Source organism: Streptomyces sp. NPDC046215 (assembly GCF_040646215.1).
GTDB classification, from domain to species: domain Bacteria; phylum Actinomycetota; class Actinomycetes; order Streptomycetales; family Streptomycetaceae; genus Streptomyces; species Streptomyces stramineus.
In genome coordinates this window covers 1-25,070 of record NZ_JBEYZW010000100.1, presented here as the reverse complement: position 1 = coordinate 25,070, position 25,070 = coordinate 1, and the positions used below count along the sequence as shown (strand labels likewise).

At 74.4% G+C, this 25,070-nt stretch carries 21 protein-coding genes and 1 rRNA gene; 7 read left to right on the top strand and 15 right to left on the bottom strand.

The genetic code is table 11. The features are described from left to right. Positions 1-298: 298 nt before the first annotated feature. Positions 299-922: an NUDIX hydrolase gene (locus ABZ951_RS29460; protein ID WP_344097944.1), complete on the bottom strand. Its 624-nt coding sequence runs from the start codon at positions 920-922 to the stop codon at positions 299-301. Positions 923-1,002: 80 nt separating this feature from the next. Continuing rightward, on the bottom strand, positions 1,003-2,646 hold the full coding sequence (locus ABZ951_RS29455; RefSeq protein ID WP_344097950.1) for a CTP synthase: 1,644 nt from the start codon (positions 2,644-2,646) through the stop codon (positions 1,003-1,005). Positions 2,647-3,178: 532 nt separating this feature from the next. Between ABZ951_RS29455 and ABZ951_RS29450 the strand changes: the two genes are divergently transcribed. Together ABZ951_RS29450 and ABZ951_RS29445 are read left to right on the top strand one after the other, a co-directional pair. Next, complete coding sequence (locus ABZ951_RS29450) at positions 3,179-4,981, top strand: glycoside hydrolase family 15 protein (RefSeq protein ID WP_344097945.1); 1,803 nt, start codon at positions 3,179-3,181, stop codon at positions 4,979-4,981. Positions 4,982-5,213: 232 nt separating this feature from the next. Next, positions 5,214-6,812 carry a PucR family transcriptional regulator gene (locus ABZ951_RS29445; RefSeq protein ID WP_361281128.1) on the top strand — a complete coding sequence of 533 codons (1,599 nt, stop codon included), beginning with the start codon at positions 5,214-5,216 and terminating at the stop codon, positions 6,810-6,812. 4 nt (positions 6,813-6,816) lie between these two features. On the opposite strand, the gene ABZ951_RS29440 is transcribed toward ABZ951_RS29445, so the two are convergent. From ABZ951_RS29440 to recN, 3 genes are all read right to left on the bottom strand, one after another. Then, entirely contained in the window at positions 6,817-7,938 is a 1,122-nt protein-coding gene (locus ABZ951_RS29440; RefSeq protein WP_361281125.1) for a glycosyltransferase family 4 protein, read from the bottom strand. A gap of 142 nt (positions 7,939-8,080) precedes the next feature. Then, positions 8,081-8,797, bottom strand: a complete 717-nt coding sequence (locus ABZ951_RS29435; RefSeq protein WP_361281134.1) for a hypothetical protein — start codon at positions 8,795-8,797, stop codon at positions 8,081-8,083. A gap of 110 nt (positions 8,798-8,907) precedes the next feature. Continuing rightward, positions 8,908-10,671 (bottom strand): DNA repair protein RecN, encoded by a 1,764-nt coding sequence (gene recN, locus ABZ951_RS29430; protein ID WP_344097131.1) that lies wholly within the window; start codon positions 10,669-10,671, stop codon positions 8,908-8,910. A 219-nt stretch (positions 10,672-10,890) separates the two neighbouring features. Between recN and ABZ951_RS29425 the strand changes: the two genes are divergently transcribed. Then, positions 10,891-12,333, top strand: a complete 1,443-nt coding sequence (locus tag ABZ951_RS29425; protein ID WP_344097133.1) for a S41 family peptidase — start codon at positions 10,891-10,893, stop codon at positions 12,331-12,333. 110 nt (positions 12,334-12,443) lie between these two features. Here ABZ951_RS29425 and ABZ951_RS29420 read toward each other — a convergent pair whose 3' ends face one another. The 3 genes from ABZ951_RS29420 to ABZ951_RS29410 are packed head-to-tail and all read right to left on the bottom strand — an operon-like array spanning position 12,444 to position 14,525. Then, positions 12,444-13,415 (bottom strand): NAD kinase, encoded by a 972-nt coding sequence (locus ABZ951_RS29420; protein WP_344097136.1) that lies wholly within the window; start codon positions 13,413-13,415, stop codon positions 12,444-12,446. Then, positions 13,412-14,227 carry a TlyA family RNA methyltransferase gene (locus ABZ951_RS29415; RefSeq protein WP_344097158.1) on the bottom strand — a complete coding sequence of 272 codons (816 nt, stop codon included), beginning with the start codon at positions 14,225-14,227 and terminating at the stop codon, positions 13,412-13,414. Before ABZ951_RS29415 ends, ABZ951_RS29420 begins: the two co-directional genes overlap by 4 nt. 13 nt (positions 14,228-14,240) lie before the next feature. Further along, the gene (locus ABZ951_RS29410; RefSeq protein WP_344097138.1) at positions 14,241-14,525 is read right to left on the bottom strand and encodes a hypothetical protein; all 285 of its coding nucleotides are present in this window, start codon (positions 14,523-14,525) and stop codon (positions 14,241-14,243) included. A gap of 68 nt (positions 14,526-14,593) precedes the next feature. Between ABZ951_RS29410 and ABZ951_RS29405 the strand changes: the two genes are divergently transcribed. After that, entirely contained in the window at positions 14,594-14,941 is a 348-nt protein-coding gene (locus ABZ951_RS29405; RefSeq protein WP_344097141.1) for a sterol-binding protein, read from the top strand. Here the strand turns inward: ABZ951_RS29405 and ABZ951_RS29400 are convergent. From ABZ951_RS29400 to ABZ951_RS29390, 3 genes are read right to left on the bottom strand one after another with little or no spacing between them, the layout of a single operon-like run. Beyond that, positions 14,889-15,773 (bottom strand): ABC transporter ATP-binding protein, encoded by an 885-nt coding sequence (locus tag ABZ951_RS29400; protein WP_344097143.1) that lies wholly within the window; start codon positions 15,771-15,773, stop codon positions 14,889-14,891. The two genes, ABZ951_RS29405 and ABZ951_RS29400, sit on opposite strands and share 53 nt — an antisense overlap. After that, the gene (locus ABZ951_RS29395) at positions 15,770-16,855 is read right to left on the bottom strand and encodes an iron chelate uptake ABC transporter family permease subunit (RefSeq protein WP_344097144.1); all 1,086 of its coding nucleotides are present in this window, start codon (positions 16,853-16,855) and stop codon (positions 15,770-15,772) included. The genes ABZ951_RS29400 and ABZ951_RS29395 overlap by 4 nt, the downstream gene beginning before the upstream one ends. Then, positions 16,852-17,907 (bottom strand): iron chelate uptake ABC transporter family permease subunit, encoded by a 1,056-nt coding sequence (locus ABZ951_RS29390; protein ID WP_344097161.1) that lies wholly within the window; start codon positions 17,905-17,907, stop codon positions 16,852-16,854. Before ABZ951_RS29390 ends, ABZ951_RS29395 begins: the two co-directional genes overlap by 4 nt. Positions 17,908-17,973: 66 nt before the next feature. Between ABZ951_RS29390 and ABZ951_RS29385 the strand changes: the two genes are divergently transcribed. Continuing rightward, a complete protein-coding gene (locus ABZ951_RS29385; protein ID WP_344097147.1) occupies positions 17,974-19,005 on the top strand; it encodes an ABC transporter substrate-binding protein in 1,032 nt (343 codons plus the stop codon). Positions 19,006-19,028: 23 nt separating this feature from the next. Continuing rightward, positions 19,029-19,865, top strand: a complete 837-nt coding sequence (locus ABZ951_RS29380; RefSeq protein WP_344097150.1) for a siderophore-interacting protein — start codon at positions 19,029-19,031, stop codon at positions 19,863-19,865. Positions 19,866-20,037: 172 nt separating this feature from the next. Here ABZ951_RS29380 and ABZ951_RS29375 read toward each other — a convergent pair whose 3' ends face one another. Further along, positions 20,038-21,066, bottom strand: coding sequence for an HAD-IIA family hydrolase (locus ABZ951_RS29375; protein ID WP_344097152.1), 1,029 nt, complete (start codon positions 21,064-21,066; stop codon positions 20,038-20,040). 75 nt (positions 21,067-21,141) lie between these two features. Here ABZ951_RS29375 and ABZ951_RS29370 point away from each other — a divergent pair, with 75 nt between their 5' ends. Continuing rightward, entirely contained in the window at positions 21,142-22,443 is a 1,302-nt protein-coding gene (locus ABZ951_RS29370; protein WP_344097154.1) for a DUF1015 domain-containing protein, read from the top strand. A gap of 63 nt (positions 22,444-22,506) precedes the next feature. Here the strand turns inward: ABZ951_RS29370 and ABZ951_RS29365 are convergent, their stop codons facing one another. The 3 genes from ABZ951_RS29365 to rrf form a co-directional block, all read right to left on the bottom strand. After that, entirely contained in the window at positions 22,507-23,403 is an 897-nt protein-coding gene (locus ABZ951_RS29365; RefSeq protein ID WP_344097163.1) for a hypothetical protein, read from the bottom strand. Between the two features lie 38 nt (positions 23,404-23,441). Further along, the gene (locus tag ABZ951_RS29360) at positions 23,442-24,770 is read right to left on the bottom strand and encodes a hypothetical protein (protein WP_361281115.1); all 1,329 of its coding nucleotides are present in this window, start codon (positions 24,768-24,770) and stop codon (positions 23,442-23,444) included. Positions 24,771-24,978: 208 nt separating this feature from the next. After that, positions 24,979-25,070 (bottom strand): 5S ribosomal RNA (gene rrf / locus ABZ951_RS29355); the annotation flags it as partial.

Here is a 25,070-nt window from a genome sequence, read left to right as displayed (position 1 = left end):
AGATATGTTCGGTTGTGAGGAATGGCAGGTGCTATGCCTCTTATCTCCGAATGGCGCGTTTCGCGCGCTTTCGCGGATGCTGGACCAGCCCGTCTGGGGGCACCTCCCAGCGTTAGCTGGGGGAGATTGAGGACACCGCCGCGCAGCGGTGGTGCACACCCTCGCGGCGGGCGAGAGCCACAAGGAGGCACCCCCGGACGGGCTGGTGTCAGCTGAGCTCAGCCCAATCAGCCCGTCCGGCGTTTGAGGACACCGCCGCGCAGCGGTGGTGCACCCCAAAACGACCCGCAGAAAGGCGCTACGCCTCAAACGGCCGGGCAGGCCACACCGCATCGGCCGGCCGCAGCGTGTCCAGCCCCACCGTGAGCGCCGCCGCGAGCGAGAGCGCTCCGACGACCAGGCAGTTGTTGTGGAGCTCGCCGGCGAGGGCGCCGCGCACCAGCTCGTCGAGCGGGACCCGGGCGAACTCCATGTCGGCCTCCTCCTCGGAGACCTCGAAGCGCTCGCCCTCGATCTCGGAGATGCCCCGGGCGAGGAAGATCCGCACGGCTTCGTCGCAGCCGCCGGGCGTGGTGTAGACGTCGGTCAGCACCCGCCAGTCCTCGGCCTTGACGTGCGCCTCCTCGTACAGCTCGCGCTGGGCGGCCGTCAGCGGGTTCTCGCCGGGGATGTCGAGCAGGCCCGCGGGGATCTCCCACAGCTTCTGGCGCACGGGGTGGCGGTACTGCTTCAGGACCAGGACGCGGCCGGTGTCGTCGAGGGCGAGGACGGCGACCGAGCCGGGGTGCACCTGGTAGTCGCGCTGGACGGTGGAGCCGTCCGGCATGACGACGTCGTCCGTGCGCACGCTGGTCTTGTTGCCGGTGAACGGGGTCGCCGTCGCGGTGACCCGCCACTCGGCGGGGGTGTCCTTGATGCCCATTGCGATGCCTCCAAAAACGGAAAAACCGGGGTGGGGGGCCGCCACGACAGCGCGGCCCCCCACCCCGGCAACCGTATAGGTCAGCCCTGCTTGCGCTGCACGGCCGCCTTCACCAGGCCCGCGAAGAGCGGGTGCGGGCGGGTCGGGCGGGAGCGCAGCTCCGGGTGGGCCTGGGTGGCGACGAGGTAGGGGTGCACCTCGCGCGGGTACTCGACGTACTCGACGAGCTTGTTGTCGGGCGAGGTGCCCGAGAACTGCAGCCCGGCCTTCTCCAGCTCCGCGCGGTAGGAGTTGTTGACCTCGTAGCGGTGGCGGTGGCGCTCCTCGACGTAGGGCTCGCCCGCGTAGACCTCGCGGACGATGGAGCCCTCGGCGAGCTTGGCCGGGTACATGCCCAGGCGCATGGTGCCGCCCATGTCGCCCTCACCGGCGACGATGTCGAGCTGCTCGGCCATGGTGGAGATCACCGGGTTCGCGGTGGCCGGGTCGAACTCGGTGGAGTTGGCGCCCTCGATGCCGGCGAGGTTGCGCGCGGCCTCGATGACCACGCACTGCAGGCCCAGGCACAGGCCCAGCAGCGGCACCTTGTTCTCGCGGGCGTAGGTGATCGCGCCGACCTTGCCGTTGACGCCGCGGTCGCCGAAGCCGCCGGGGACGCAGATGGCGTCGACGTCGCCGAGCTGCTTCTCGGCGCCCGCCGGGGTCTTGCAGTCGTCGGAGGCGACCCACTTGACCTTGACGCGGGCCCGGTTGGCGAAGCCGCCCGCGCGGATGGCCTCGGTGACCGAGAGGTAGGCGTCGGGCAGGTCGATGTACTTGCCGACCAGGGCGACGGTGACCTCGTGGTCGGGGTTGTGGACGCGGTCCAGCAGGTCCTCCCACTGGGTCCAGTTCACGTCGCGGAACGGCAGGTCGAGCTTGCGCACGACGTAGGCGTCCAGGCCCTCGGTGTGCAGCACCTTGGGGATGTCGTAGATCGAGGGGGCGTCGATCGCGGCGACGACGGCCGCCTCGTCGACGTCGCACATCAGCGAGATCTTGCGCTTGATGGCGGCCGGCACCTCGCGGTCTGCGCGCAGCACGATCGCGTCGGGCTGGATGCCGATGTTGCGCAGCGCGGCGACGGAGTGCTGGGTGGGCTTGGTCTTCAGCTCGCCGGAAGGGCCGATGTAGGGCAGCAGCGAGATGTGGACGACGAAGACGTTGTCGCGGCCGACCTCGTGGCGGACCTGGCGGACGGTCTCCAGGAACGGCAGCGACTCGATGTCGCCGACCGTGCCGCCGACCTCGGTGATCACGACGTCGACGTCGTCGGTCGCCATGCGGCGGATGCGGTGCTTGATCTCGTTGGTGATGTGCGGGATGACCTGCACGGTGTCGCCCAGGTACTCGCCGCGCCGCTCCTTGGCGATCACCGAGGAGTACACCTGGCCGGTGGTGACGTTGGCGGACCCGTCGAGGTCGACGTCGAGGAAGCGCTCGTAGTGGCCGATGTCCAGGTCGGTCTCGGCGCCGTCGTTGGTGACGAACACCTCACCGTGCTGGAAGGGGTTCATCGTGCCGGGGTCGACGTTGAGGTACGGGTCGAGCTTCTGCATCGTGACCCGCAGACCCCGCGCCTTGAGCAGCGCGCCCAGGCTGGAGGCCGTCAGACCCTTGCCGAGCGAGGAGGCGACACCCCCCGTGACGAAGAGGTGCTTGGTCGTCGTGGGCTTAGCGGCAATGGCCAAAGGGGGGCTCCCGTGGTCGCGAGGTGAGGTGCGTACCGGCGATCACCCCGTTTTTTCGGGGGTGCCGTCGCTGCGGTTGGGGGGTCTTGCGCCCACCGGTCCACGGGGTACCAGGGTATCAGCGCCCCGGCCCGGCCGCGCCCGGCGACGCGTGGCGGCCGCGCGGCGGGGCCGTTTCCCCGGCCTTTCGCCGGTCCTCGCGCCCCTTCTCCGGGCGTTCTTCCGGGCCCTGCCCCGACTCTTCCCCGGATCGTCCCGGACGCTCCCCCGGGCCCCCGCACACGCCGCCGCGCGGCTGGATCCCAGGCCACCCATTCGGCTCAGATTCGTCCTCCAACCGTCGCGCGTCGCACCAACTCGGCGTCGTATCCTGCACGGACACATTGCAGCGAGCCGGCCGGCACGGCACAACCCTCCCCCAGCTACCGCTGGACGGGCCCCCCACCTCCGGAACAAGAGCTCGTCAAAGATCGCTTGACCGCAAAAGGACCCTTCGGGGTCACGTGGCCGTTCGACTGGAGATGACGTGGCCGGGCGTATCGAGGATTACGCACTCATCGGTGACATGCAGACCGCCGCACTGGTCTGCCGGGACGGCACGGCCGACTGGCTGTGCCTCCCCCGATTCGATTCCCAGGCCGCATTCGCCGGTCTGCTGGGTACCGAGGAACACGGCTTCTGGCGCATCGGGCCCGCGCACCCCTCCGGGGCGGCGCCCCCGCATGCCGACCGCCGCCGCTACCGGGGGGATTCCCTGGTGCTCGAATCCGAATGGGACACCCCGCGCGGCACCGTGCGGGTGATCGACTTCATGCCGCCCCGCGACGGGGCGCCCCAGCTGATCCGCATCGTGGAAGGGGTCAGCGGCCGGGTGCCGATGCGCTCGGCGCTGCGGATGCGGTTCGCCTACGGGCGCGTCGTGCCCTGGGTGCACAAGGTGGGCGACCGCACGGTGGCCGTCGCCGGGCCCGACTCGGTGTGGCTGGACACCTCCGCCGACACCTTCGGCAAGGACCTCACCACCTACTCCGACTTCACCGTCTCGCCCGGCGAGCGCGTCGCGTTCACCATCAGCTGGCAGCCCTCGCACCGGGAGGCGCCGGCCCTGCCGGACCCGGAGGGCTCGCTGACGGCGACGGAGGACTTCTGGCGGGAGTGGGTCGAGCACTGCACGTACCACGGCCCCTACCGGGACGCCGTCGTCCGTTCGCTGATCACGCTCAAGGCGCTCACCTACGCGCCGACCGGCGGCATCGTCGCCGCCCCCACCACTTCCCTCCCGGAGGACATCGGCGGCTCCCGGAACTGGGACTACCGCTTCACCTGGCTCCGGGACGCGGCCATCACCCTCTCCTCGCTCCTGCGCACCGGCTACCGCGAGGAGGCCCGCGCCTGGCGCGAGTGGCTGCTGCGCGCCGTCGCCGGCGACCCGGAGAACCTGCAGATCATGTACGGCATCGCGGGCGAGCGCGAGCTGGGCGAGGCCGAGCTGCCGTGGCTGCCGGGCTACGAGAACTCCGGGCCGGTCCGCATCGGCAACGGCGCGGCGGACCAGCTCCAGCTGGACGTCTACGGCGAGGTCACCGAGGCGCTGCACCTCGCGCACATGACGGGCCTCGCCCGCAACGACTACGCCAGCCTGCTCCAGCTGCGGCTCATCGGCTATCTGGAGGACCACTGGAACGAGCCGGACGAGGGCATCTGGGAGGTGCGCGGCCCGCGCCGCCACTTCGTGCACTCCAAGGTGATGGCCTGGGTCGCCGTGGACCGCACCATCAAGCTCATCGAGGCCGGTGACGTGGACGGCCCGCTGGAGCGGTGGCGCGAGCTGCGCGACGACATCCACCGCGACGTCTGCGAGCACGGGTACGACAAGGAGCGCAACACCTTCACCCAGTCCTACGGCTCCAAGGAGCTGGACGCGTCGCTGCTGCTCATCCCGCAGATGGGCTTCCTGCCGCCCGACGACAAGCGCGTCATCGGCACCATCGAGGCCATCCAGCGGGAGCTGTCGACGCCCGACGGGTTCATCCTGCGCTATCCGACCGCCGGCGACGACGCGGGCGTGGACGGGCTGGAGGGTGACGAGGGGGCGTTCCTGGCCTGCTCGTTCTGGCTCGCCGACGACCTGGCGATGATCGGCCGGGTCGACGAGGCGCGGCAGCTGTTCGAGAAGCTGCTGGGGCTCCGCAACGACCTGGGGCTGCTGGCGGAGGAGTGGGACCCCCGGCTGCAGCGGCAGGTGGGGAACTTCCCGCAGGCGTTCAGCCACGTGCCGCTGATCGACACGGCGCTGCGGCTCACCGCGTCGAGCGCTTTCGGGGGCTGACCGGGGGCTGCGGGGGCGGCGCTCCGGCGCCGACGGGGGTGACGGGGGACGCGGCTCGCCTTGACCCGAGGGGCCGAAGGGGCCGGAGGGGCAGGGAGGGTGAAGCGCTCATCTGTGACGAGGTCCGCCCGTTCGGGTGCGTCGGCCGCGTCCCGCTCCCCCGCGGCGGCCGGCCGCCGGGGCACCGGCCGACGCTGGTCCCCGCGCGGGTGGTCCGAGTAGCGTTCCCGGCATGGAACCCCAAGGCCCGCGAGGGACGATCACCGTGGCCCGGGCCCTGGCACTGCCCGCGCTGCGCAAGGGGCTGCCCGAGGTCGTGACCGGCGGCGACCGGCTGGAGAGGCCGGTGCGCTGGGTGCACGCGGGCGAGTCGCCGAACATCGCCGCCCTGCTCAAGGGCGGCGAGCTGCTGCTGACCACCGGCCTGGGCGTGGGTGCCCGCCCGGCCGAGCAGCGCGCCTTCGTCCGCGGGCTGGCGGAGCGGGACATCGCGGCGCTGGTGGTCGAGCTGGGGTCGCGGTTCGCCGCGCTGCCCGCGGCGGTGGTCGACACGGCGCGCTCGTACGGGCTGCCCCTGGTCCAGCTGCACCGCGAGGTGCCGTTCGTGGCGGTGACCGAGGAGATCCACACCGAGCTCGTCAACGAGCACTACGCGCTGCTGCGGCGCGCCGACGAGGTGCACGCCCGGTGCACGGAGCTGCTGCTGGGCGGGGGCGGGGTGCCGGAGGTCCTGCGGCTGTTCGCGGACTTCACCGGCAACCCCGCCTTCCTGGAGACGGCGGACGGTCGGCTGCTCTACGCGGCCGGGCCCACGGGCCGGCCCGGTGCGGCCGATCCCCTCCAGGTCTGGGACGGGCTGCGCGACTGCGGCCTGGCCGGGACGCTGACCACCGACATCCCCGGCCGCGGCCCGGGCCCGGAGACCGTCCGGGCCCGGCTGACCGTCCCGCCGGTCAACACCGCTCTCGCGCCCGTGCACCGGATCGCCGCGGACCGTACGGCCGGGCTGCTGGCGGTCGTGCTGCTCCAGGCCCGGCAGGAGGAGCTGGCGGCGCGGGGGCGCGGTGACTTCCTCCGCGAGCTGGCCGAGGGCCGCGTCGACCCCGAGGAGGCCCCGGCCCAGGCCAGGGTGCTGGGGTTCCGGCCGGGCCCGGGGCCCTTGCTGCCGGTGGTGATGCGGCCGGCCGGGGGCCTGGCGCCGCCGGACGGCTGGGCCGCGCTGGCCTGCGCGGTGCAGGAGGAGCTGGCGGGGGCCGGGGTGCCGGTACTGCTGGGCGTGCGGCTGCCGGAGGGCAGCGTCCCCCTGCTGGTAGGGCTGCGGGACGAGGCCGAGCGGTCCCCCGTCGCCGACCGGGTGGCGGCTGCGCTGCGGGCCGGGGCGGCCCGGGCGGCCGCCCGGCGGCCCGTGGTGGTGGCCGGCGTGCCCGCCGCGTGGGCCGCGGCGGGCGCCGGGCTGCGGCACGCGGCGGAGGCGGCGACGGCGGCCCAGCGGCTGCCCGACCGGCCGTGGCACGACGTGCGGCGCCTGGACGTGGACGTCCTGCTGTGGCGGCTGCGCGCGCAAGGGGACCTGGCGGCGTTCGTCGAGCGGGTGATCGGTCCGCTCCTCGCCCACGACGCCTCGGCCCGTCCGGCGCTGCTGCCCACGCTGGAGTCCTACCTGGCGCGCGGGGGCCGCAAGGCGGAGACGGCCCGCGAGCTGCACCTCAACCGCCAGACCCTCTACGACCGGCTGGGCCGCATAGCCCGCCTGCTGGGCACGGATCTGGAGGACCCCGAGGCGGTGCTGTCGCTGGGCCTGGCGCTGCGGGCCCGGCGGTACGCGGGGTGAGCGGTCAGCCGGGGCCCGCGGTCAACTCGTCGTAGACGCTGAGCACATGGGCCACCGTGTCGTCCTCCGTGGGCCAGGTCGCCGCCTGGGCGTGACCCGCCAGGGTGAGCTCGGCGCGGCGGGCGGGGTCCGCGAGGAGGCGCGCGACCGTGGCGGCCAGGGCGGCGACGTCCCCGTAGGGCACGAGCTCGGCGGCGGTCCCCACCAGCTCCGGCACGCCGCCGACCGCCGTGGCGACGAGCGGCACGCCCGCGTGCAGGGCCTCCTGGGCCAGCAGCGAACGGGCCTCCCAGCGGCTCGGCAGGATCGCGACGTCGGCCGTGGCCAGCAGTTCCGGCACGTCGTCGCGGCGGCCCACCAGGCGCACGGACAGCCCTTCCGACTCGATCCTGCGCTGCAGCTCCGGCCGCCGGGGCCCCTCGCCCGCCACGATCAGCAGCGGCTCGGGGTCCAGCTCGGTCCAGGACCGGGCGGCGTCCAGCAGGGGGCCGTGGCCCTGGTCCGGCTCCAGGCGGCCGACGGTGACGAGCAGGGGCCGGGCCACCGCGCCGAGTTCGGCGCGGGCCTTGTTGCGCAGGAGTTCGGCGTCCTCGGGGGCGGCGCGCGGCAAGGGCACCGCGACGGGCGCGAGCCGGGCGTCGCGGGCGCCGCGGAGCCGGGCGCGGTCCACCAGCTCCGAGGTGGCCCCCAGGACCACCGCCGCGGCGCGGGCCGCCCGGCGTTCCATCAGCGCGACGAGGCGGGCCCGGGTGCCCGCCGCGCGCACCCGGGTGTGCCAGGTGACCACCAGCGGGGTGCGCCGCCCGCGCAGCGCGAGCGCGGCCAGCACCGCCGACCGCAGGCTGTGCGCGTGCACCACGTCGGCGCCCCGGCTCGCGGCCCGGATGCCCGCGACGGCCAGGGCGTCCGAGCGGGTGCGCAGCGGCGTGAACGAAGCGCCCGCGCGCGTGAAGCCGTATCCCTCGCCCGTCCGCCGCGGCGCGCACACGGTGACCTTCAGCCCCCGGGCCACCAGCCCGGCCGTCAGCGACCGCACGTGCGCGCCGCTGCCGGCACCCCCGCCGCCGAGTACGTGCACGGCGTGCAGGGACGGCCGCCCGGGCGACGGTACGGGTGTGCTGCTCACGCGGGTGGAACTCCTGATTCGGCGTCGGGTGCGGTGGGCGGGCGACAGGGCAGTACCGCGTCCAGGATGCCAGCCTGCGCCGGTGTCCCGGCACCACCGTCTCGCGGGTTGACCGCCTCACCTCGGCCACGCATCCGCGGATTCACTCACATAGGTGATTCTTGGCGTCCATCGCCGCTGCCACGGCCACCAGGGCGAGGGCCTGCGCGGCGAGCCCGGCCCGGCCGGCCGCCGCCACCGCGGCGATGCCGAGACCCGCGCCGAGCGCGTGCGCGCCCGCGTCGCCGAGCATCGTGCGCTCGCCGAGGTCGGCGCCGAACAGGGCGGCCGCCGCGCCGACGGGGGCGGCGGCCGGGGCACCGCCCCGGGCCAGCTGCCCGGCGCCGATCGCGAGCACCGCGCCGGCGGCCCGGCCGGGCCGCACGTCCAGCAGGTTGACGAGGTGCGCCGAGCCGGCGATGACCGTGGCGGCCAGCAGCTTGTCCAGGGGCCGCTCCTTGAGCACCGCCCCGGCCGGCAGGGCGGCGGCGGAGATCCCGGCGAGCTTGACGGTGCCGCTGGTCACCTCGCCGTCGCGCAGCGCTGTCAGGTGGGCGCGGAACCCGCGGCGCGGGTCGCCGGCGCCGGCGAAGTCGTCGTAGGCCCCGCAGGCCCCGGCGGCGGCCACGGCCAGCACGGCGGCACCGCGAGCCCGCGGGCGCAACCCGGGCCCCGACCCGACGGCGAGCGCCGTCCCGGCCACGGCGGCGGGACCCGCCCACAGCCCCACGCTCCGCCCGGCATGATTGCTCCGCTCCCACACCCGGGCCCCACCGGGCGCCACACGCCGCAGCACCTCATACGTCCCACGCGCCACCACAGCGGCCGCACCCAGCGTCCTCACTCGTCCCGATGCCACCTCGACCCCCTCTGCGATCTTGCTTCGACCCTACGCGGAGGAGCCGGCCACCCCGGGCGGGGGCGGGGCGGTCAGCGGCCCGTGTCCGACGTTCCCCGGGCCGCCGCCAGGAGTTCCTCGGCGTGGGCCCGGGCCAGCTGGGAGTCCTCCTGGCCCGCCAGCATGCGGGACAGCTCGCGGACGCGGTCCTCGCCCTCCATCACCTGGACGCCGCTGCGGGTCACCGAGCCGTCGTGGGTCTTCTCCACCACCAGGTGCCGGTCCGCGAACGCCGCGACCTGCGGCAGGTGGGTGACGACGACGACCTGGGCCGACTGCGCGAGCCGGGCCAGGCGGCGGCCCACCTCCACGGCCGCCTTGCCGCCGACCCCGGCGTCGACCTCGTCGAAGAGGTACGTCGGCACGGGGTCGGAGCCGGCGAAGACCACCTCGACGGCGAGCATGACGCGGGAGAGCTCACCGCCGGACGCCCCCTTGGCGATGGGCCGCGGCTGGGCGCCGGGGTGCGGGGCGAGGTACAGCTCGACGTCGTCAGCGCCGTGCGGACCGTAGGCGACGGCCCGGCCGCCGACCTCGATGCCCGCCTCCGCCTCGGCGACCTCGCTCTGGCGGATGGCGAAGGTGACGCGCGCGTGCGGCATGGCGAGCTCGGCGAGTTCGGCGGTGACCGCGTCGGCGAACCGGTGGGCCGCCTCGGTGCGCGCGTCGGTCAGGGACTGCGCCAGCCCGCCGAGTTCGGCGCGCAGCGCGTCCCGCTCGGCGGTGAGCTCGGCGATCCGCTCGTCGTCGCCCTCCAGGGCGCCCAGGCGGGCGGCGCCGTCCTCGGCCCAGGCCAGCACGCCGGCGATGTCCTCGCCGTACTTGCGGACCAGGTGGGTCAGGGCGGCGCGCCGCTCCTCGACCGCGGACAGCCGCAGCGGGTCCGCGTCCAGCCCGGAGGAGTACCCGGCGAGTTCGCCCGCCACGTCGGCCAGCAGGATGCCGATCTCGGCGATCCGGTCGGAGAGCGCGGCGAGCGCCGGGTCGTGGGAGCGGACGGCCTCCACGGCGCGGTGCGCGCCCGCGACGAGCGTGGCGGCGTCGATGCCCTCGGGGTCCTCGGGATCACCCGCGAGGGCGGCATGGGCGGCCGAGGCCGCGGAGGCGAGGGCCTCGGCGTGGCCCAGGCGCGACGCCTCGGCGGCGAGCTCGGCGTCCTCCCCCGGCAGGGGGGCGACGGCGGCGACCTCGTCCAGCCCGAAGCGCAGCAGGTCGGCTTCCTGCGCCCGCTCGCGGGCCCGCGTGGTCAGCTCGGTCAGCTCGGCGACGACGGTCCGCAGCCGGCGGTAGGCGCCGGTGTACTTGGCCAGCGGCACGGACACCGCGTCACCGGCGTAGCGGTCGAGGGCCTGCCGCTGCCGGGCGGGCCGCAGCAGCCCCTGCTGGTCGGTCTGCCCGTGGACGGCGACGAGGTCGTCGGCGAGCTCGCCGAGGAGCCCCACCGGCACGCTCCGGCCGCCCACGTGGGCGCGTGAGCGCCCTTCGGCGGAGACAGTGCGGCTGATGAGCAGCGTGCCGTCGTCGAGCTCGGCGCCGGCCTCCTCGGCCCGGACGGCGGCGGGCGACCGGTGGTCGACGGTGATCCTCCCCTCGACCACGGCGGCCTTGGCGCCGATCCGCACCAGGGCGGGGTCAGCGCGCCCGCCGAGCAGCAGACCGAGGCTGGTGACGACCATGGTCTTGCCCGCGCCGGTCTCACCCGTCACCGCGGTGAAACCGGGTGACAGCTCGACCACCGCGTCATCAATGACGCCCAAGGACCGGATCCGCATCTCCTCCAACACGGATACGACCATACGAGGTTCCGGGGCCGGCTCGCGACGGCCACCCCCACCGATCGCCCTGGGGACAGCCCCACCACCGGTCCGGGTGATCCCTCCATGGCCTCCGGGCCCCTTACCGGCGAGGCTTCGGGGTATCCGCCGGACACCCCGGACAGTCCGCTCCGGTCCCGGCCGGCCCCGCCCCGTCCGTCCCGTCCGTCCCATCCAGACCGCAGACTTCACGAGGTTCTGATGACCGTTCGAGCCCGTACCCCCCGTGTCGCCGCGCTGTTCCTCGCCGCGGCGGCCGTCCTGACCACCGCCGTGGGCACCGGGTCCGCCGTGGACCACACCCGGCGGCCGGCCGCCCTGGACGGCACGTGGCGCATGGACGGCTACGGCACGGTCGTCTCGATCGACGGCGGCGGCCACAGGCTGCGGACGTACGACACCACGGCCGTCAGCTGCCTGCCGGGCCTGCGGGACGCGGTGCACAACGGCTCGCGGGACGGCGCCGGCCGGCGGTTCGAGCAGCAGGGCGAGGCGCCGGTCACCGTGGCCCCGGCGGGGCGCGACAAGGCGGTGCTGAGGTTCACGGACAACGTGGGCCACCGCACGCTCCACCGGATCCCCGAACTGCCGGCGGAGTGCCGGCGCACCGTGCCGGAGGACAAGGCGGACCCGCGGGACGTCTTCGATGTCTTCTGGCAGACGTATGCGGAGAATTACCCCTTCTTCGCCGCGAAGCACATCGACTGGCAGGCGGTGCGCGAGCGGTTCCGGCCGCGGGTGACCAAGACGACGGACGACAAGGAGCTCTTCGCCGTCCTCCGGGAGATGATCGAGCCGCTGCACGACGGGCACACCGCCATCGAGGCCCCGGGGCGGCAGTACGGCGGGAAGCGTCAGGACACGGTCTTCACGAAGGAGACCAAGCCGCGGATCGACGCGGCCGTCGCCGAGAGCGTCGGTGTCCCCGAGGCCGCGTGGCAGACCTGGGCCCAGGGGGCGATCTCGTTCGCCGAGCTGCCCGGCGGCGTGGGCTACCTGCGCGTCACCCGCTTCCAGGACTACACCGAGGACGGCGGCCACGAGGCCGACCGCGCGGAGCTCGACCGCGCCCTGGACGCCGTCTTCACCTCCGCCCGGACCCGCGGCCCCGGCGCCCTGCGCGGCCTGGTCCTCGACGTGCGGTTCAACGGCGGCGGTTCCGACCGGCTCGCGCTGCGGCTCGCCGAGCGGCTGACCGACCGGCCGTACACGGCCTACCTCAAGCACGCGCGCAACGACCCGCGCGACCCGGGGAAGTTCACCACCCCGCAGCCGATCGGGGTGTCACCGCACCGGGGCCCCGTCTACACCGGGCCCGTGGCCGTGCTCACCGGGCGGCTGACGATCAGCGCGGGTGAGACGTTCACCCAGGCGCTGATGGGACGGGCGCACGAGACCACCCGTATCGGTGAGAACACCCAGGGCGCGTTCTCCGACACCCTGGACCGCAAGCTGCCCAACGGCTGGACCTTCCTGCTGCCGAACGAGGAGTTCCTGAGCGCCGCCGACCGCAGGACGACGTATGACGGTCAGGGCATCCCCCCGGACATCGCCACCCCCGTCTTCACGGACGAGGAGTTCGCCGCCCACCGGGACTCGGCCCTGACCCGGGCCCGCGCCCTGCTCGGCGGGTCGCGGGGCTGAGGGTGTGGCGAGGCCCTCTGCGGTTCAGCCGCGCCCCGCAGGGGCGCGGGGAACTGCGCGACCGGCCACCACACACCCGCGGATGACGCGCCCGGTTTCCAGCGGAGCGCTCAGTGCGGCGCCCCCCGCCACCCGGCGACCGGCAGGGCGAACTTCGCCACCAGCCGGTCCGTGAACGACGCGTGGTGCAGCCGCGCCAGCCGCACCGGCACCGCGCCGCGCCGGACCTCCACGCGCGCGCCCGCCGGGAGTTCGACGGTGCGGCGGCCGTCGCACCACAGCACGCCGTTGGGCGTCTGGGGCTGCACCTCCACCGCGAGCACCGAGTCGGGTGCCGTCACCAGGGGCTTGGCGAAGAGCGCGTGCGCGCTGATGGGGACCATCAGCAGCGCCTCGACCTCGGGCCAGACCACCGGGCCGCCCGCCGAGAAGGCGTAGGCCGTCGAGCCGGTCGGGGTGGCGCAGACGACGCCGTCGCCGCCGAAGCGCGAGACCGGCCGCCCGTCGACCTCGGTGACGACCTCCAGGAGCCGCTCCCGCGCGGCCTTCTCCACCGAGGCCTCGTTCAGCGCCCAGTCGGTGTGGACGACGTGCCCGTCGGTGCGGACGAGGACGTCGAGCGTCATCCGCTCCTCGACCTCGTAGGCGCGGGTGACCACCCGGTCCACGACCTTGTCCAGGTCGTCCCGCTCGGCCTCGGCGAGGAACCCGACCCGGCCGAGGTTGACGCCCAGCATCGGCACGCCAGACCGCCGCGCGAACTCCGCGCCGCGCAGCAGGGTGCCGTCCCCGCCGAGCACGATGAGCAGCTCGCACCCCTGGAGGACGTCCGGCCGGTCCGGGCCGGCCTCGACCAGCTCGGCCGAGGAGGGCAGCGGGAGATCGGCGGCCTCCTCCGCGAGCACCCGCACCCCGATGCCGCAGCGCAGCAGCCCCTGGACGACGAGCTCGGCGCTGCGGATGGCCGCGGGGCGGCCGGTGTGGGCGAGCAGGAAGACCGTGCGTCCGGCCTCCCCGCACGCCGGGGTCGGCTCCTGCGCTGCTTCCTGCGTTGCTGCTGATGCTGCTTCTGAAGTGGTCAACGGGGCCCCTCCGCCACTGCACGGTCAACGTCCGCCGGGTCCAGTTCGGGCGCTCCGGCGCGCAGCCACAGAAAGTACTCGACGTTGCCGGAGGGTCCGGGCAGCGGGCTCGCGGTGACGCCGAGGACACCGAGGCCCAGGGCGGCGGCCCGCTGCGCGACCATCCGCACCGCCTCGGCCCGCAGCTGGGTGCTGCGCACCACACCGCCGCTGCCGAGCCGTTCCTTGCCGACCTCGAACTGCGGCTTGACCATGAGCACCAGGTCGGCGTCGGGGGCGGCGCAGCGCACGAGCGCGGGCAGGACGAGGCCGAGGGGGATGAAGGACAGGTCGCCGACGATCAGGTCGACGGGCCGGTCGTCGATCTGCTCCAGCGTCATCTCGCGGACGTTCGTGCGGTCCTTCACAGTGACCCGCTCGTCACTCTGCAGCGACCAGGCGAGCTGCCCGTAGCCGACGTCGACGGCGACGACGTGGGCGGCGCCCGCGCGCAGCAGGACGTCGGTGAAGCCGCCCGTGGAGGCGCCGGCGTCCAGCGCGCGGCGCCCTTCGACCTTCAGCCCCCGGGGGACGAACGCGGCGAGGGCGCCGGCGAGCTTGTGGCCGCCGCGGGAGACGTAGTCCGGGTCGCTCTCGTCCTGGGTGACGACGACGGCGGCGCTGAGCTCGACCTGGGTGGCGGCCTTGGTCGCCGTCGCGCCGGCGACGGTCACCCGGCCCGCCGCGATGAGCTGGCTCGCGTGCTCGCGGGAGCGGGCGAGTTTCCGGCGCACCAGCTCGGCGTCGAGTCGGCTGCGGCGCGGGCGGGTCACTGCCACGGGTGGTTCAGCTCCTGGTGTCGTGCGAAGCGGGGTCCTCTGGGCCTGCGGGCGGCGCGGGGGCAGCCTGCGGGCCGGGGCGCCGGTCGAGCGCGGTGAGCGCGTCGCGCAGGCCCCGGTGTACATCCTCGTACACCTCCAGATGACCGCTCGCGGCGAGGTGGTCGGCGTCGGCCAGCCGGGCGAGCTGGGCGTCGACGTCCGGGTCCCCGGTGGGGGTCCGGGCGACGCCCAGTGGCAGCGGGCCCGGGGCGTGCGGCCCGGCGCCCTCGCCGGTCATCGGTTCGGTCATGCTCCCGACGCTACCCCCAAACGGCGCCTGCGCGGCGTACGCGGTCTGCTGGGGTAGCGTCCCTGACCATGGCGACGATCGAGGAGTGCCGGGCCGCACTCGACCGGCTGGCGGAGAATCTCGCGGGGACGGATGGCGCGAGCCGCGCCGCGGCCACCCCCGACCGCTCGCTGAGCTGCCACGTCTCCGACCTCGACGTGACCTTCACGGGCCATCTCTCGGGCGGTCGTCTGCACGAGGTCCGGGCCGTGCCCGGCACCCCGGAGCGGCGGGAGGAGATCGCCCTGACGATGGCCGGTGACGACCTGGTGGCCCTGGTGGACGGGCGGCTGAATTTCGCCAAGGCGTGGGCCGCGGGCCGGGTCAGGGTGCAGGCGAGCCTGCGGGACGTCCTGCGCCTGCGGTCACTGCTGTAGCCGCCGCGCCGGCCGCCTCCTTGCGGCGCCGCCGGCCCGCGGGGACGACGAGGGGCGTGCCGGTCTCGGGGTCCTCGATGACCTGGCAGCTCAGCCCGAACACCCGCTCCACCAGCTCGGCGGTGACGACCTCCGCCGGCGGCCCCTCGGCGACGATCCGCCCGTCGCGCATGGCGATGAGGTGGGTGGCGTAGCGGGCGGCGTGGTTGAGGTCGTGCAGCACGGCGACGAGGGTGCGGCCCTGCTCCTCGTGCAGGTCGGCGCAGAGGTCGAGGACGTCGATCTGGTGCTGGATGTCGAGGTAGGTGGTGGGTTCGTCCAGGAGCAGCAGGGGGGTCTGCTGGGCGAGGGCCATGGCGATCCAGACCCGCTGGCGCTGCCCGCCGGACAGCTCGTCGACGTGGCGGTCGGCGAGCTGATCGACGCCGGTGGCCGTCATGGACTCGACGACGATCCGCTCGTCCTGCGGCGACCACTGCCGCAGGAGTCCCTGGTGGGGGTAGCGGCCGCGGGCGACGAGGTCGCTCACGGTGATCCCGTCGGGGGCGACGGAGGACTGGGGCAGCAGGCCCAGGGTGCGGGCCACTTTTTTGGCCGGATACGAGCTGATGGCGGCGCCGTCGAGGAGCACCGCGCCGCGGGTCGGCTTGAGCATCCGGGACAGGGCGCGCAGCAGGGTGGACTTGCCGCAGGCGTTGGGGCCGACGATCACCGTGAAGGACTGGTCGGGCACGGCGACGGAGAGGTCCTCCGCGATGACGCGCTGGTCGTAGGCGAGGGTGACGGATTCGGCCGTCAGTCGGCTCACTGTCTCTCCTTGAGTGGTTCTCATATCCGGCCCGCCTTGCGTTCGGTGAACAGCAGCCACAGCAGGTAGCAGCCGCCGAGCATGCCGGTCAGCGCTCCGACGGGCAGGTGGTCGGCCCCGAAGAGGCGCTGGGAGGCCCAGTCGGCGGTGGTCAGCAGGGCGGCGCCCATGCAGGCGGCGGCCGTCAGGTTGGGGCCGGTGGCGCGGGTGAGGCGGCGGGCGAGCTGCGGGGAGGCGAGGGCGACGAAGGCGACGGGCCCGGCGGCCGCGGTCGCGACGGCGGTCAGGGTCACCGCGCCGCCCATGACCAGCAGCCGGGTCCGCTCGGCCCGCACGCCCAGGGCGTAGGCCGCGTCGTCGCCCATCTCCAGCATCCGCAGGGCGCGCCCGTGGCCGAGGAGGAGGGGGAAGAGGACGGCGCACACGCCGAGCAGCGGCCACACCTGGTTCCAGTCGCGGCCGTTGAGCGAGCCGACCATCCAGGCCATCGACCGCGCGGCGTCCGCGATGTCGGCCTTGGTCATCATGTAGTCGCGGGCGGCGGTGAGCACGGCCGTGGCGCCGATGCCGACGAGGACGAGCCGGTAGCCGTGGATGCCCTTCTTCCACGACAGCAAATAGACGACGACGCCCGTGACCACGCCGCCGAGGACGGCCCCGCCGGCGACGGCGACCGCGTCGCCCTTGAAGAGGACGATGACGGCGAGCGCGCCGACGGCCGAGCCCTGGCCGAAACCGATCACGTCGGGGCTGCCCAGCGGGTTGCGGGAGACCGACTGGAAGACGGCTCCGGCGAGCCCGAGGGCGGCGCCGGTGAGCAGGCCGACGAGGACCCGCGGCAGCCGCAGGTCGTGGACGATGAACTCCTGCGCGGGGGTGCCGCCGCCGGTGAGGGTCGTCAGGACCTCGGCGGGCGTCAGGGGGAAGTCGCCGGTGCCGATGAGGGCGACAGCGGCGGCTGTCGCGGCGGCCAGGAGCAGCAGGACGACGGTCACGGCCCGGAGGTCGACGCGCAGGGAGAGCCCGCTCCGGGTGCGCACGGTCCGTGCGGCCGCGTGGCCGGAGGGGGCGGGTGCCGGGGTGGTCCCGGTGGAAGGTGCGGTCACTGCTGGGCCATCCTCCGGCGCCGTACGAGGTAGATGAAGACGGGTCCGCCGATGAGCGCCGTGACGATGCCCGCCTGGAGCTCGCCGGGCCGGGTGACGACCCGTCCGGTCACATCGGCGCCGAGCAGCAGCACGGGCGACAGGACGAGCGCGTACGGCAGGCTCCAGCGCAGGTCGGGGCCGGTGACGGCGCGGACGATGTGCGGGACGAGCAGGCCGATGAAGACGATCGGGCCGCAGGCCGCGGTCGCCGCGCCGCACAGCAGGGTGACGCAGACCATGGCGAGGACCCGGGTGCGGGTCAGGTGGGCGCCGAGCGCGCGGGCGGTGTCGTCGCCCAGGGCCATGGCGTTCAGCGGCCGGGCCAGGGCGAGGGCGAGCAGGATGCCGGCCGCGATGAACGGGGCGACCTGCCGCACGAGGTCCATGTTCGCGGAGGCGAGCGAGCCGACGGTCCAGAAGCGCATCTTGTCCAGGGCCACGGAGTCCAGGAGCTGGACGGAGTTGACGTACCCGTAGAGGGCGTAGGTCACCGCGGTGCCGGCGAGGGCGAGGCGCACGGGGGTGGCGCCCCGGCTGCCGCCGAGCGCGTAGACGGCCACGGCCACGACCGCCGCGCCCAGGAAGGCGAACCACACGTAGCCGGTCAGCGAGGTGACGCCGAAGAAGCTGATGGCGGAGACGACGGCCGCCGCGGAACCGGCGTTGACGCCGAGCAGTCCGGGGTCGGCGAGCGGGTTGCGGGTGAGCGCCTGCATCACGGCGCCGGCGAGGCCGAGGGCGCTGCCGACGAGCAGCCCGAGCAGGGTGCGGGGCAGGCGCAGGTCGCGCACGACGACGTCCGTGTCGCTGCCGGTGGCGTGGAACAGCCCGTGCCAGACCTGGTCGAGCGGGATCTGCTTGGCGCCCACGGCGACGCTCGCGAGGGTGACGAGCAGCAGGGCGGCGACGGCGGCCAGCAGTCCGGCGGCGCGCGCCGCGGCCCGGCGGCGGGGTGCGGAGGGCGGGGATCCGGCCGGTTCCGCGGGGGTTCGGGGGGGACTGTCGACCAACACCCAGTTAGGTTAGCCTACCCTGACATTCCCCTTCCGGTGAGTCCCGAGAGAAGCACACACCCCATGCGCACCACCCCCCGCACCCCGTCCCTCTCCCGCCGCGGCCTGCTCGCCGCGGGCGGCGCCTTCGGCGTCGGCGCCCTGCTCACCGCGTGCGGAGGCGGCGGCTCGGCGGACTCCGGCGACTCCGGGCCGGGTTCGGGCGGCGACTCCTGGACCTTCAAGGACGACCGGGGCACGACCGCCGAGGCCGGCCGCACCCCCAAGAAGATCACCGCCTTCACCGGCACCGCCGCCGCCCTCCACGACTTCGGCATCGAGTGCGCCGCCGTCTTCGGCCCGACCACCCTCAAGGACGGCAAGCCCGACCCGCAGGCCGGCGACCTCGACGTCAAGAAGGTCAAGATCCTCGGCAACGCCTGGGGTGAGTTCAACGTCGAGCAGTACGCGGCCCTGGGCCCCGAGCTCCTCGTCACCAACATGCTGGAGGCGGGCGACCTCTGGTACGTCCCGGCCGACAGCAAGAAGAAGATCCTCGGCCTCGCCCCCAGCGTCGGCATCATGACGTCCAAGGTCACCCTGACCCACGTCATCCGCCGCTACGCCGAGCTCGCCGAGTCCCTCGGCGCGGACCTGGGGGCCAAGAAGGTCACCGACGCCAAGCAGCGCTTCGAGCGGGCGTCGGAGTCCCTCCGCAAGGCCGCCAAGGCCAACAAGGGCCTCAAGGTCCTGTGCGCCTCCGGCTCCGCCGAGCTGCTCTACGTCTCCGACCCCACCGTCTACGCCGACCTCGCCTACTTCGCCGAGCTGGGCGTCGAGTTCGTCAGGCCCGGCAAGGTCACCGGCGGCTTCTTCGAGAGCCTCAGCTGGGAGAACGCCGGCACGTACCCGGCCGACCTGATCCTGCTCGACAACCGCACCGCGGCCCTCCAGCCCAAGGACCTCGCCTCCAAGCCCACCTGGGCCGGCCTCCCCGCCGTCAAGGCCGGCCAGATCACCCCGTGGCTCAGCGAGCCGCGCTACTCCTACACCGGCTGCGCGCCGCTCGTCGAGGCCCTCGCCACCGCGATCGAGAAGGCCAAGAAGGTCAGCTGACGACCGAAAGGACCACGCCCCGCATGACCGACACGCCCTTCCGCTTCTTCGACGTCCACGTCGTACGCACCGAGCGGATCAGCCCCTCCCTGATGCGCGTCACCTTCGGCGGCGACCGCCTCCCGGAGATCGTCACCGGCGGCCGCGACCAGCGCTTCAAGCTGTTCCTGCCGCACCCCGGACAGGAGATGCCCGTCCTGCCCGAGAACCTCGGCGAGGACTGGTTCGCCGACTGGCGGGCCCAGGACCCGTCCGTGCGGGCCTTCATGCGCACCTACACCGTGCGCGACCTGCGCCGCGACCCGGCGGAGCTCGACGTCGACTTCGCCCTGCACGGGGACCCGGACGGCAGCGGTGGCCACAGCGGGCCGGCCTCGTCGTGGGCCCGCGCCGCCCGGCCCGGCGACCGGCTCACGCTGCTCGCCCCCGTCGTCGAGGACAACGGCGGCGTCGACTTCCAGCCGCCCGCCGGCACCGACTGGGCCCTCGTCACCGCGGACGAGACCGCACTGCCCGCCCTCGCCGGCATCCTCGCCTGGCTGCCGGCCGGCATGCCGGTGAAGGTCTGGGCCGAGATCGGGCACGCCGACGACGTGCAGGACCTGCCCACCGCCGCCGACGCCGAGATCACCTGGCTGGTCCGCGGCGCGGCGCACGAAGCGCCCGTCCTCGACAGCGTCCGCGCCGCGGAGCTGCCCGAGGGCACCCCGTACGCGTGGATAGCCGGCGAGTCCGGGACCGTCAAGGCTCTCCGCCGCCACCTGGTCGGCGAACGGGGCTTCGACCGCCGCGCGGTGACGTTCACCGGCTACTGGCGCCGCGGGGCGTCGGAGGAGGACCTGCTCGCCGAACTGGCGTGAGAGCGGGGAGGCACACGAAGGGACCGGGGGGTCAGCACCCTCCCGGTCCCTTCGGCCGTCCCGCCCCGGGCGAAGCCCGGTGCGGTTCAGCCGCGCCCCGAAGGGGCGGGGGGAACTGCGCGACCAGCCACAACGCGCCCGCGGACGACGCGCCCGACGTCCGGCGGAACCCTCAGAAACCCAGCCGCCCCAGCGCCTTCGCGGCGTCCAGCTCACAGGCGCCGTCACCCGCCGCCGACCAGGCGGCCCCGCACAGCGCCCGCAGCCCGTCGACGGGTTCGCCGTCACCGTCCAGGACGAGCGCCCCGCCGTCCACGGACGCCGTCCAGCCACCGCAGCGGAAGTCCGACCCGTCGGCGTCCACCGCCGGCTGTGCCGCCAGCAGCCCCCGCAGGTCCTCGGCCACGTACGTCGGCCGGTGCCGGGGCTCGGCCGCCAGCAGCTGCGCGGGCGTCGTCACCCCGGTCAGCACCAGCAGCGAGTCCACCCCGCCGACGTGCGCGCCCTCGATGTCCGTGTCGAGCCGGTCCCCGACGACCAGCGGCCGCTCCGCGCCCGTCCGCAGCACGGTCTCGCGGTGCATCGGCGGCAGCGGCTTCCCCGCCACCTGCGGCTCGGCGCCCGTCGCGATGCGCACGACCTGCACCGCCGCACCGTTGCCCGGCGCGATGCCCCGGGGGCTGGGGATCGTCAGGTCCGTGTTGGACGCGAACCACGGCACGCCGCGCGCCACCGCGTAGGAGGCTTCCGCCAGCCGCGACCACGGCATGTCCGGCCCGCCGTAGCCCTGCGCCACGGCCGCGGGGTCGTCGTCCGCAGAGTCGACCGGCACCAGCCCGCGCTCCTCCAGCGCGACCCGCAGCCCCTCCGCGCCGATCACCAACACCCGCGCGCGCGACGGCAGCTGATCGGCAATCAGCCGCGCCACCGCCTGCGCCGAAGTGATCACGTCCGACGGCTCCGCGGGCACCCCCAGCTCCGTCAGGTGCCCGGCCACCGCCTCGGGGGTGCGGGCGGCGTTGTTGGTGACGTAGGCGAGGTGCATCCCGCCCTCCCGCGCCGTCCCCAGCGACTCGACGGCGTGGGCGATGGCCTCGCCGCCCGCGTACACCACCCCGTCGAGGTCCAGCAGCGCCGTGTCGTACGCCGCGCTCAGCCGCTGCTCGCTGCCGTCGGGCCGGGTCCGGGCGGTCTGATTCATGCGGAATTCGCTCCTTGTGCTGTACGTCTCGTCTTTGATCATTGCTCATCCGGCCATGGGACATAACATTTCCCAATGAGCACTCCAGGCCGAACAGGGAACGCAGAGCGGAATGCGGGGCAGGGTCTTCAACTCGCCCCCTTCCGAGGGCTGCGCTATGTCCCGGAGCGGGTCGGCAGCCTCGCTGCCGTCACCTCACCACCGTACGACGTCGTGGTCCGGCCCGACGGACTGCGCCACCTGGAGACCGCCGACCCGCACAACATCGTCCGGCTGATCCTCCCCCAGGCGGCCACCGCGGCCGACCGGCACCGGCAGGCCGCCGAGACGCTGCGCCGCTGGCAGGACGAGGGCGTCCTCGCCGCCGACACCGATCCCGCGCTCTACGTCTACGAGCAGCGCGGCGACGGCATCCTCCAGCGCGGCCTCATCGGGGCACTGCGGCTGAGCCCCCGCGAGGAGGCCGTCGTCCTCCCCCATGAGGACGTCATGCCGCACATCGTCGAGGACCGGGCCGCCCTGATGCGCGACACCGGCGCCAATCTCGAACCGCTCCTGTTCTCCTACCGCGGCGACGGCACCACGGCCGGCGCGGCGGGCGTCATCGAGAGCGTCATCCGCTCCGCGCCGCTGCTGTCCACCACCACGGAGGACGGCTACGCCCACCGCCTGTGGTCCGTCACCGACCCCGATGACCTGGCCCGGATCGACGAGGACCTCTCCCGCCGGCGGGCCCTGATCGCCGACGGGCACCACCGCTGGGCCACCTACGAGCGGCTGCGCGCCGAGCAACCGGCGCCGGGCCCCTGGGACTTCGGGCTGGTCCTCCTCGTGGACACGGCCCGCTACCCGCTGCGCGTCCGGGCCATCCACCGCCTCCTGCACCGCCTGCCGGTCGCCGACGCCCTCGCGGCCCTCGGCGGCGTCTTCCGGGTGCGGACGCTGGACGGTTCACTGCCGGAGGCCCTGGAGGTGCTGGGCAAGTCGTCGGAGGAGCCGGGAAACTCCTTCGTCCTCGCGGGCGACGGCCGGTTCCACCTCGTCGACCGGCCGGACCCGGCCCTGCTGGAGCGGGTGATCCCGGCCGACCGCCCGGAGGCGTGGCGCACGCTCGACGCGACGGTCCTGCACTCCGTGCTGCTGGAGCACGTGTGGCGGGTACCGGACGACCCCGAGCACATCGGGTACATCCACGAGACGGCGGCGGCCGTCAAGCAGGCGGAGCGGCACGGCGGCACGGCCGTCCTGATGCACCCAGTGTGCGAGGACGTCGTGCGGGAGCTGGCCGAGCAGGGCGTCACCATGCCCCGCAAGTCCACGTCGTTCGGCCCGAAACCGGCCACCGGCCTGGTCCTGCGGAGCCTGGCCCTGAGCTGACGGCCGCGGGCATACGAAGAGGGCGGCACCCCCGGCAGGGGTGCCGCCCTCTTCGTTCAGCCGTCAGCTCTTGTCGTCCTCGGAACGCTTGTCCTCGGCGACCTCGGCGGGCTTCTCGGCGTCCTCGGCCGGCTCGGCGGCCGGCTCGGCGATGACCGCCTCGACGAACTGCGGGGCCTGGACGGGCGCCACGGCCTGCGGGGCCTCGACGGTGTCCTCGGCGGTGTCCTCAGCGACGTCCTCGGTCACGGCCTCGGCGGCGTCCCCGGTCTGGTCCGCTGCCTCATCCGCTGCCTGATCCGCGACAGCCTCGTCGGCCGCGGCGTCCTCGTCGTCGGTCACGCCGAGGGCGTCGGTGAACTCCACGCCGTCCAGCTCCGCGAGCCGGTCGGAGGCGTCCGTCATGCCGCCCTGGTCGGCCTCGAGGGCCTTGGCGAACCACTCGCGGGCCTCGTCCTCACGGCCGACGGCGAGCAGCGCGTCGGCGTAGGCGTACCGGAGGCGGGCGGTCCACGGCTGGACGGAGTGGGACGCGAGCTCGGGGCTCTGCAAGGTGACGACGGCGGCGTCGGCCTGGCCCATGTCCTTGCGGGCACCGGCGGCGACGAGCCGCATCTCGACCTGTCCGGCCTTGTCGAGCTTCGCCACCTCCGGCTCGCCGGCCATGGCCAGCGCGCGCTCGGGGCGGCCCAGGCCGCGCTCGCAGTCGGCCATGACGGGCCACAGCTCGACGGAGCCGGTCATCCGGCGGGCGGCGCGGAACTCCGCGAGCGCCTCGGTGTACCGGGCCGTCGCGTAGGCGGCGAAGCCGGCGGCCTCGCGCACGGCGGCGACGCGGGACGCGAGCCGCAGGGCGATCCGCGAGTACTCGTACGCTTCCTCCGGCTCCTCGTCGAGCAGGTTGGCGACCATGACGAGGTTGCGCGCGACCTCCTCGGCGAGGCCCTTCGGCAGGCTCATGAGCTCCTGCCGGACGTCCTTGTCGATCTCGTCGCCGGTCACGTCGTCGGGGATCGGCAGGCGCTTGACGGGCTCGCGGTCGCGGTCCCGGTCGTCGCGACGGTCGTCACGGCCGCCGCGAAAGCCGCCGGAGCGGTCGTCGCGACCGCCGCGGAAGCCGCCGCCACCCTGCCGGTCGTCACGGCCACGGTACCCACCACCGGACGGACGGCCACCACGGTCGTCACGGCCACCGCGGAAGCCACCGCGGTCGTCGTCACGGCGAGGGCCGCGGTCGTCTTCGCGGCGGGGGGCGCGGTCGTCGCGGCGGAACGCCGGACGGTCGCCACCACGCTCATCGCGGCCACCGCGGTACCCGCCACGGTCGTCATCACGACGAGGGCCGCGCTCGTCATCGCGACGCGGAGCACGGTCATCGCGGCGGAACGCCGGACGCTCGTCACGCCGGTCGTCACGGCGGAAGCCGCCGCGGTCGTCTTCGCGGCGCGGGGCGCGGTCGTCGCGGCGGAACGCCGGACGGTCGCCACCACGGTCGTCACGACCGCCGCGGAAACCGCCACGGTCGTCATCACGACGAGGGCCGCGCTCGTCATCGCGACGCGGAGCACGCTCGTCGCGGCGGAACGCCGGACGCTCGCCACCACGGTCGTCACGGCGGAAGCCACCACGGTCGTCGTCACGGCGACCGTAGCCACCGCCGGTGGGACGGCTGCCGCGGTCGTCACGCTGGCCGTAACCGCCGCCGGACGGGCGACCGCCGCGGTCGTCCTCACGGCGGGGGGCGCGGTCGTCACGGCGGAAGCCCGGACGGTCGCCACCACGGTCGTCACGGCCACCGCGGTACCCACCACGGTCGTCATCACGACGGGGACCGCCGTAACCACCACCGGCGGGACGGCCACCACGGTCATCCCGCTGACCGTAACCGCCACCCGAGGGGCGGCCGCCACGGTCGTCACGGCGCTCGAAGCCCCGGCCGCCGCGGTCGTCACGCTGGCCGTAACCGCCGCCGGACGGGCGACCGCCGCGGTCGTCCTCACGGCGGGGGGCGCGGTCGTCACGGCGGAAGCCCGGACGGTCGCCACCACGGTCGTCACGGCCACCGCGGTACCCACCACGGTCGTCATCACGACGAGGGCCGCCGTAACCACCACCGGCGGGACGGCCACCACGGTCATCCCGCTGACCGTAGCCACCGCCGGACGGGCGACCGCCACGGTCGTCATCACGGCGGCCGTAGCCGCCGCCGGTGGGACGGCCGCCACGGTCGTCCTCACGGCGCGGGCCACGGGGACGGTCGCCACCACGGTCATCCCGACGGTCATCACGGCGGAACGCCGGCCGGTCGTCGCGACGGAAGCCGCCACGCGAGTCGTCGCGGCGCGGACCGCTGGGGCCCCCGCGGCGCGGCTCGCTGCCCGATCGATCGTCGGGAGAGTTGGTGGACATCGACGTGACTCCTGTCTTCGGGTACCGCAGTCATTCTCGCGCAACCGGCTGAGCAGCGCGCTTCGGAAAAACAAAAGGACCCCTGGTCCCAGCATGAACGCTGGGACCAGGGGTCCTTGAAAGATTGTTCGGCGGCGTCCTACTCTCCCACACGGTCCCCCATGCAGTACCATCGGCGCTGAAAGGCTTAGCTTCCGGGTTCGGAATGTTACCGGGCG

Excerpts from the sequence above, each read along its gene's own strand:
- recN (WP_344097131.1), bottom strand. The coding sequence starts at position 10,671 with ATGGTCGTATCCGTGTTGGAGGAGATGCGGATCCGGTCCTTGGGCGTC.
- ABZ951_RS29400 (WP_344097143.1), bottom strand. The coding sequence starts at position 15,773 with ATGAGAACCACTCAAGGAGAGACAGTGAGCCGACTGACGGCCGAATCC.
- ABZ951_RS29375 (WP_344097152.1), bottom strand. The coding sequence starts at position 21,066 with ATGAATCAGACCGCCCGGACCCGGCCCGACGGCAGCGAGCAGCGGCTG.
- ABZ951_RS29425 (WP_344097133.1), top strand. The coding sequence starts at position 10,891 with ATGACCGTTCGAGCCCGTACCCCCCGTGTCGCCGCGCTGTTCCTCGCC.
- ABZ951_RS29460 (WP_344097944.1), bottom strand. The coding sequence starts at position 922 with ATGGGCATCAAGGACACCCCCGCCGAGTGGCGGGTCACCGCGACGGCG.
- ABZ951_RS29445 (WP_361281128.1), top strand. The coding sequence starts at position 5,214 with ATGGAACCCCAAGGCCCGCGAGGGACGATCACCGTGGCCCGGGCCCTG.
- ABZ951_RS29410 (WP_344097138.1), bottom strand. The coding sequence starts at position 14,525 with ATGACCGAACCGATGACCGGCGAGGGCGCCGGGCCGCACGCCCCGGGC.
- ABZ951_RS29365 (WP_344097163.1), bottom strand. The coding sequence starts at position 23,403 with ATGAGCCTGCCGAAGGGCCTCGCCGAGGAGGTCGCGCGCAACCTCGTC.
- ABZ951_RS29385 (WP_344097147.1), top strand. The coding sequence starts at position 17,974 with ATGCGCACCACCCCCCGCACCCCGTCCCTCTCCCGCCGCGGCCTGCTC.
- ABZ951_RS29380 (WP_344097150.1), top strand. The coding sequence starts at position 19,029 with ATGACCGACACGCCCTTCCGCTTCTTCGACGTCCACGTCGTACGCACC.
- ABZ951_RS29370 (WP_344097154.1), top strand. The coding sequence starts at position 21,142 with ATGAGCACTCCAGGCCGAACAGGGAACGCAGAGCGGAATGCGGGGCAG.
- ABZ951_RS29405 (WP_344097141.1), top strand. The coding sequence starts at position 14,594 with ATGGCGACGATCGAGGAGTGCCGGGCCGCACTCGACCGGCTGGCGGAG.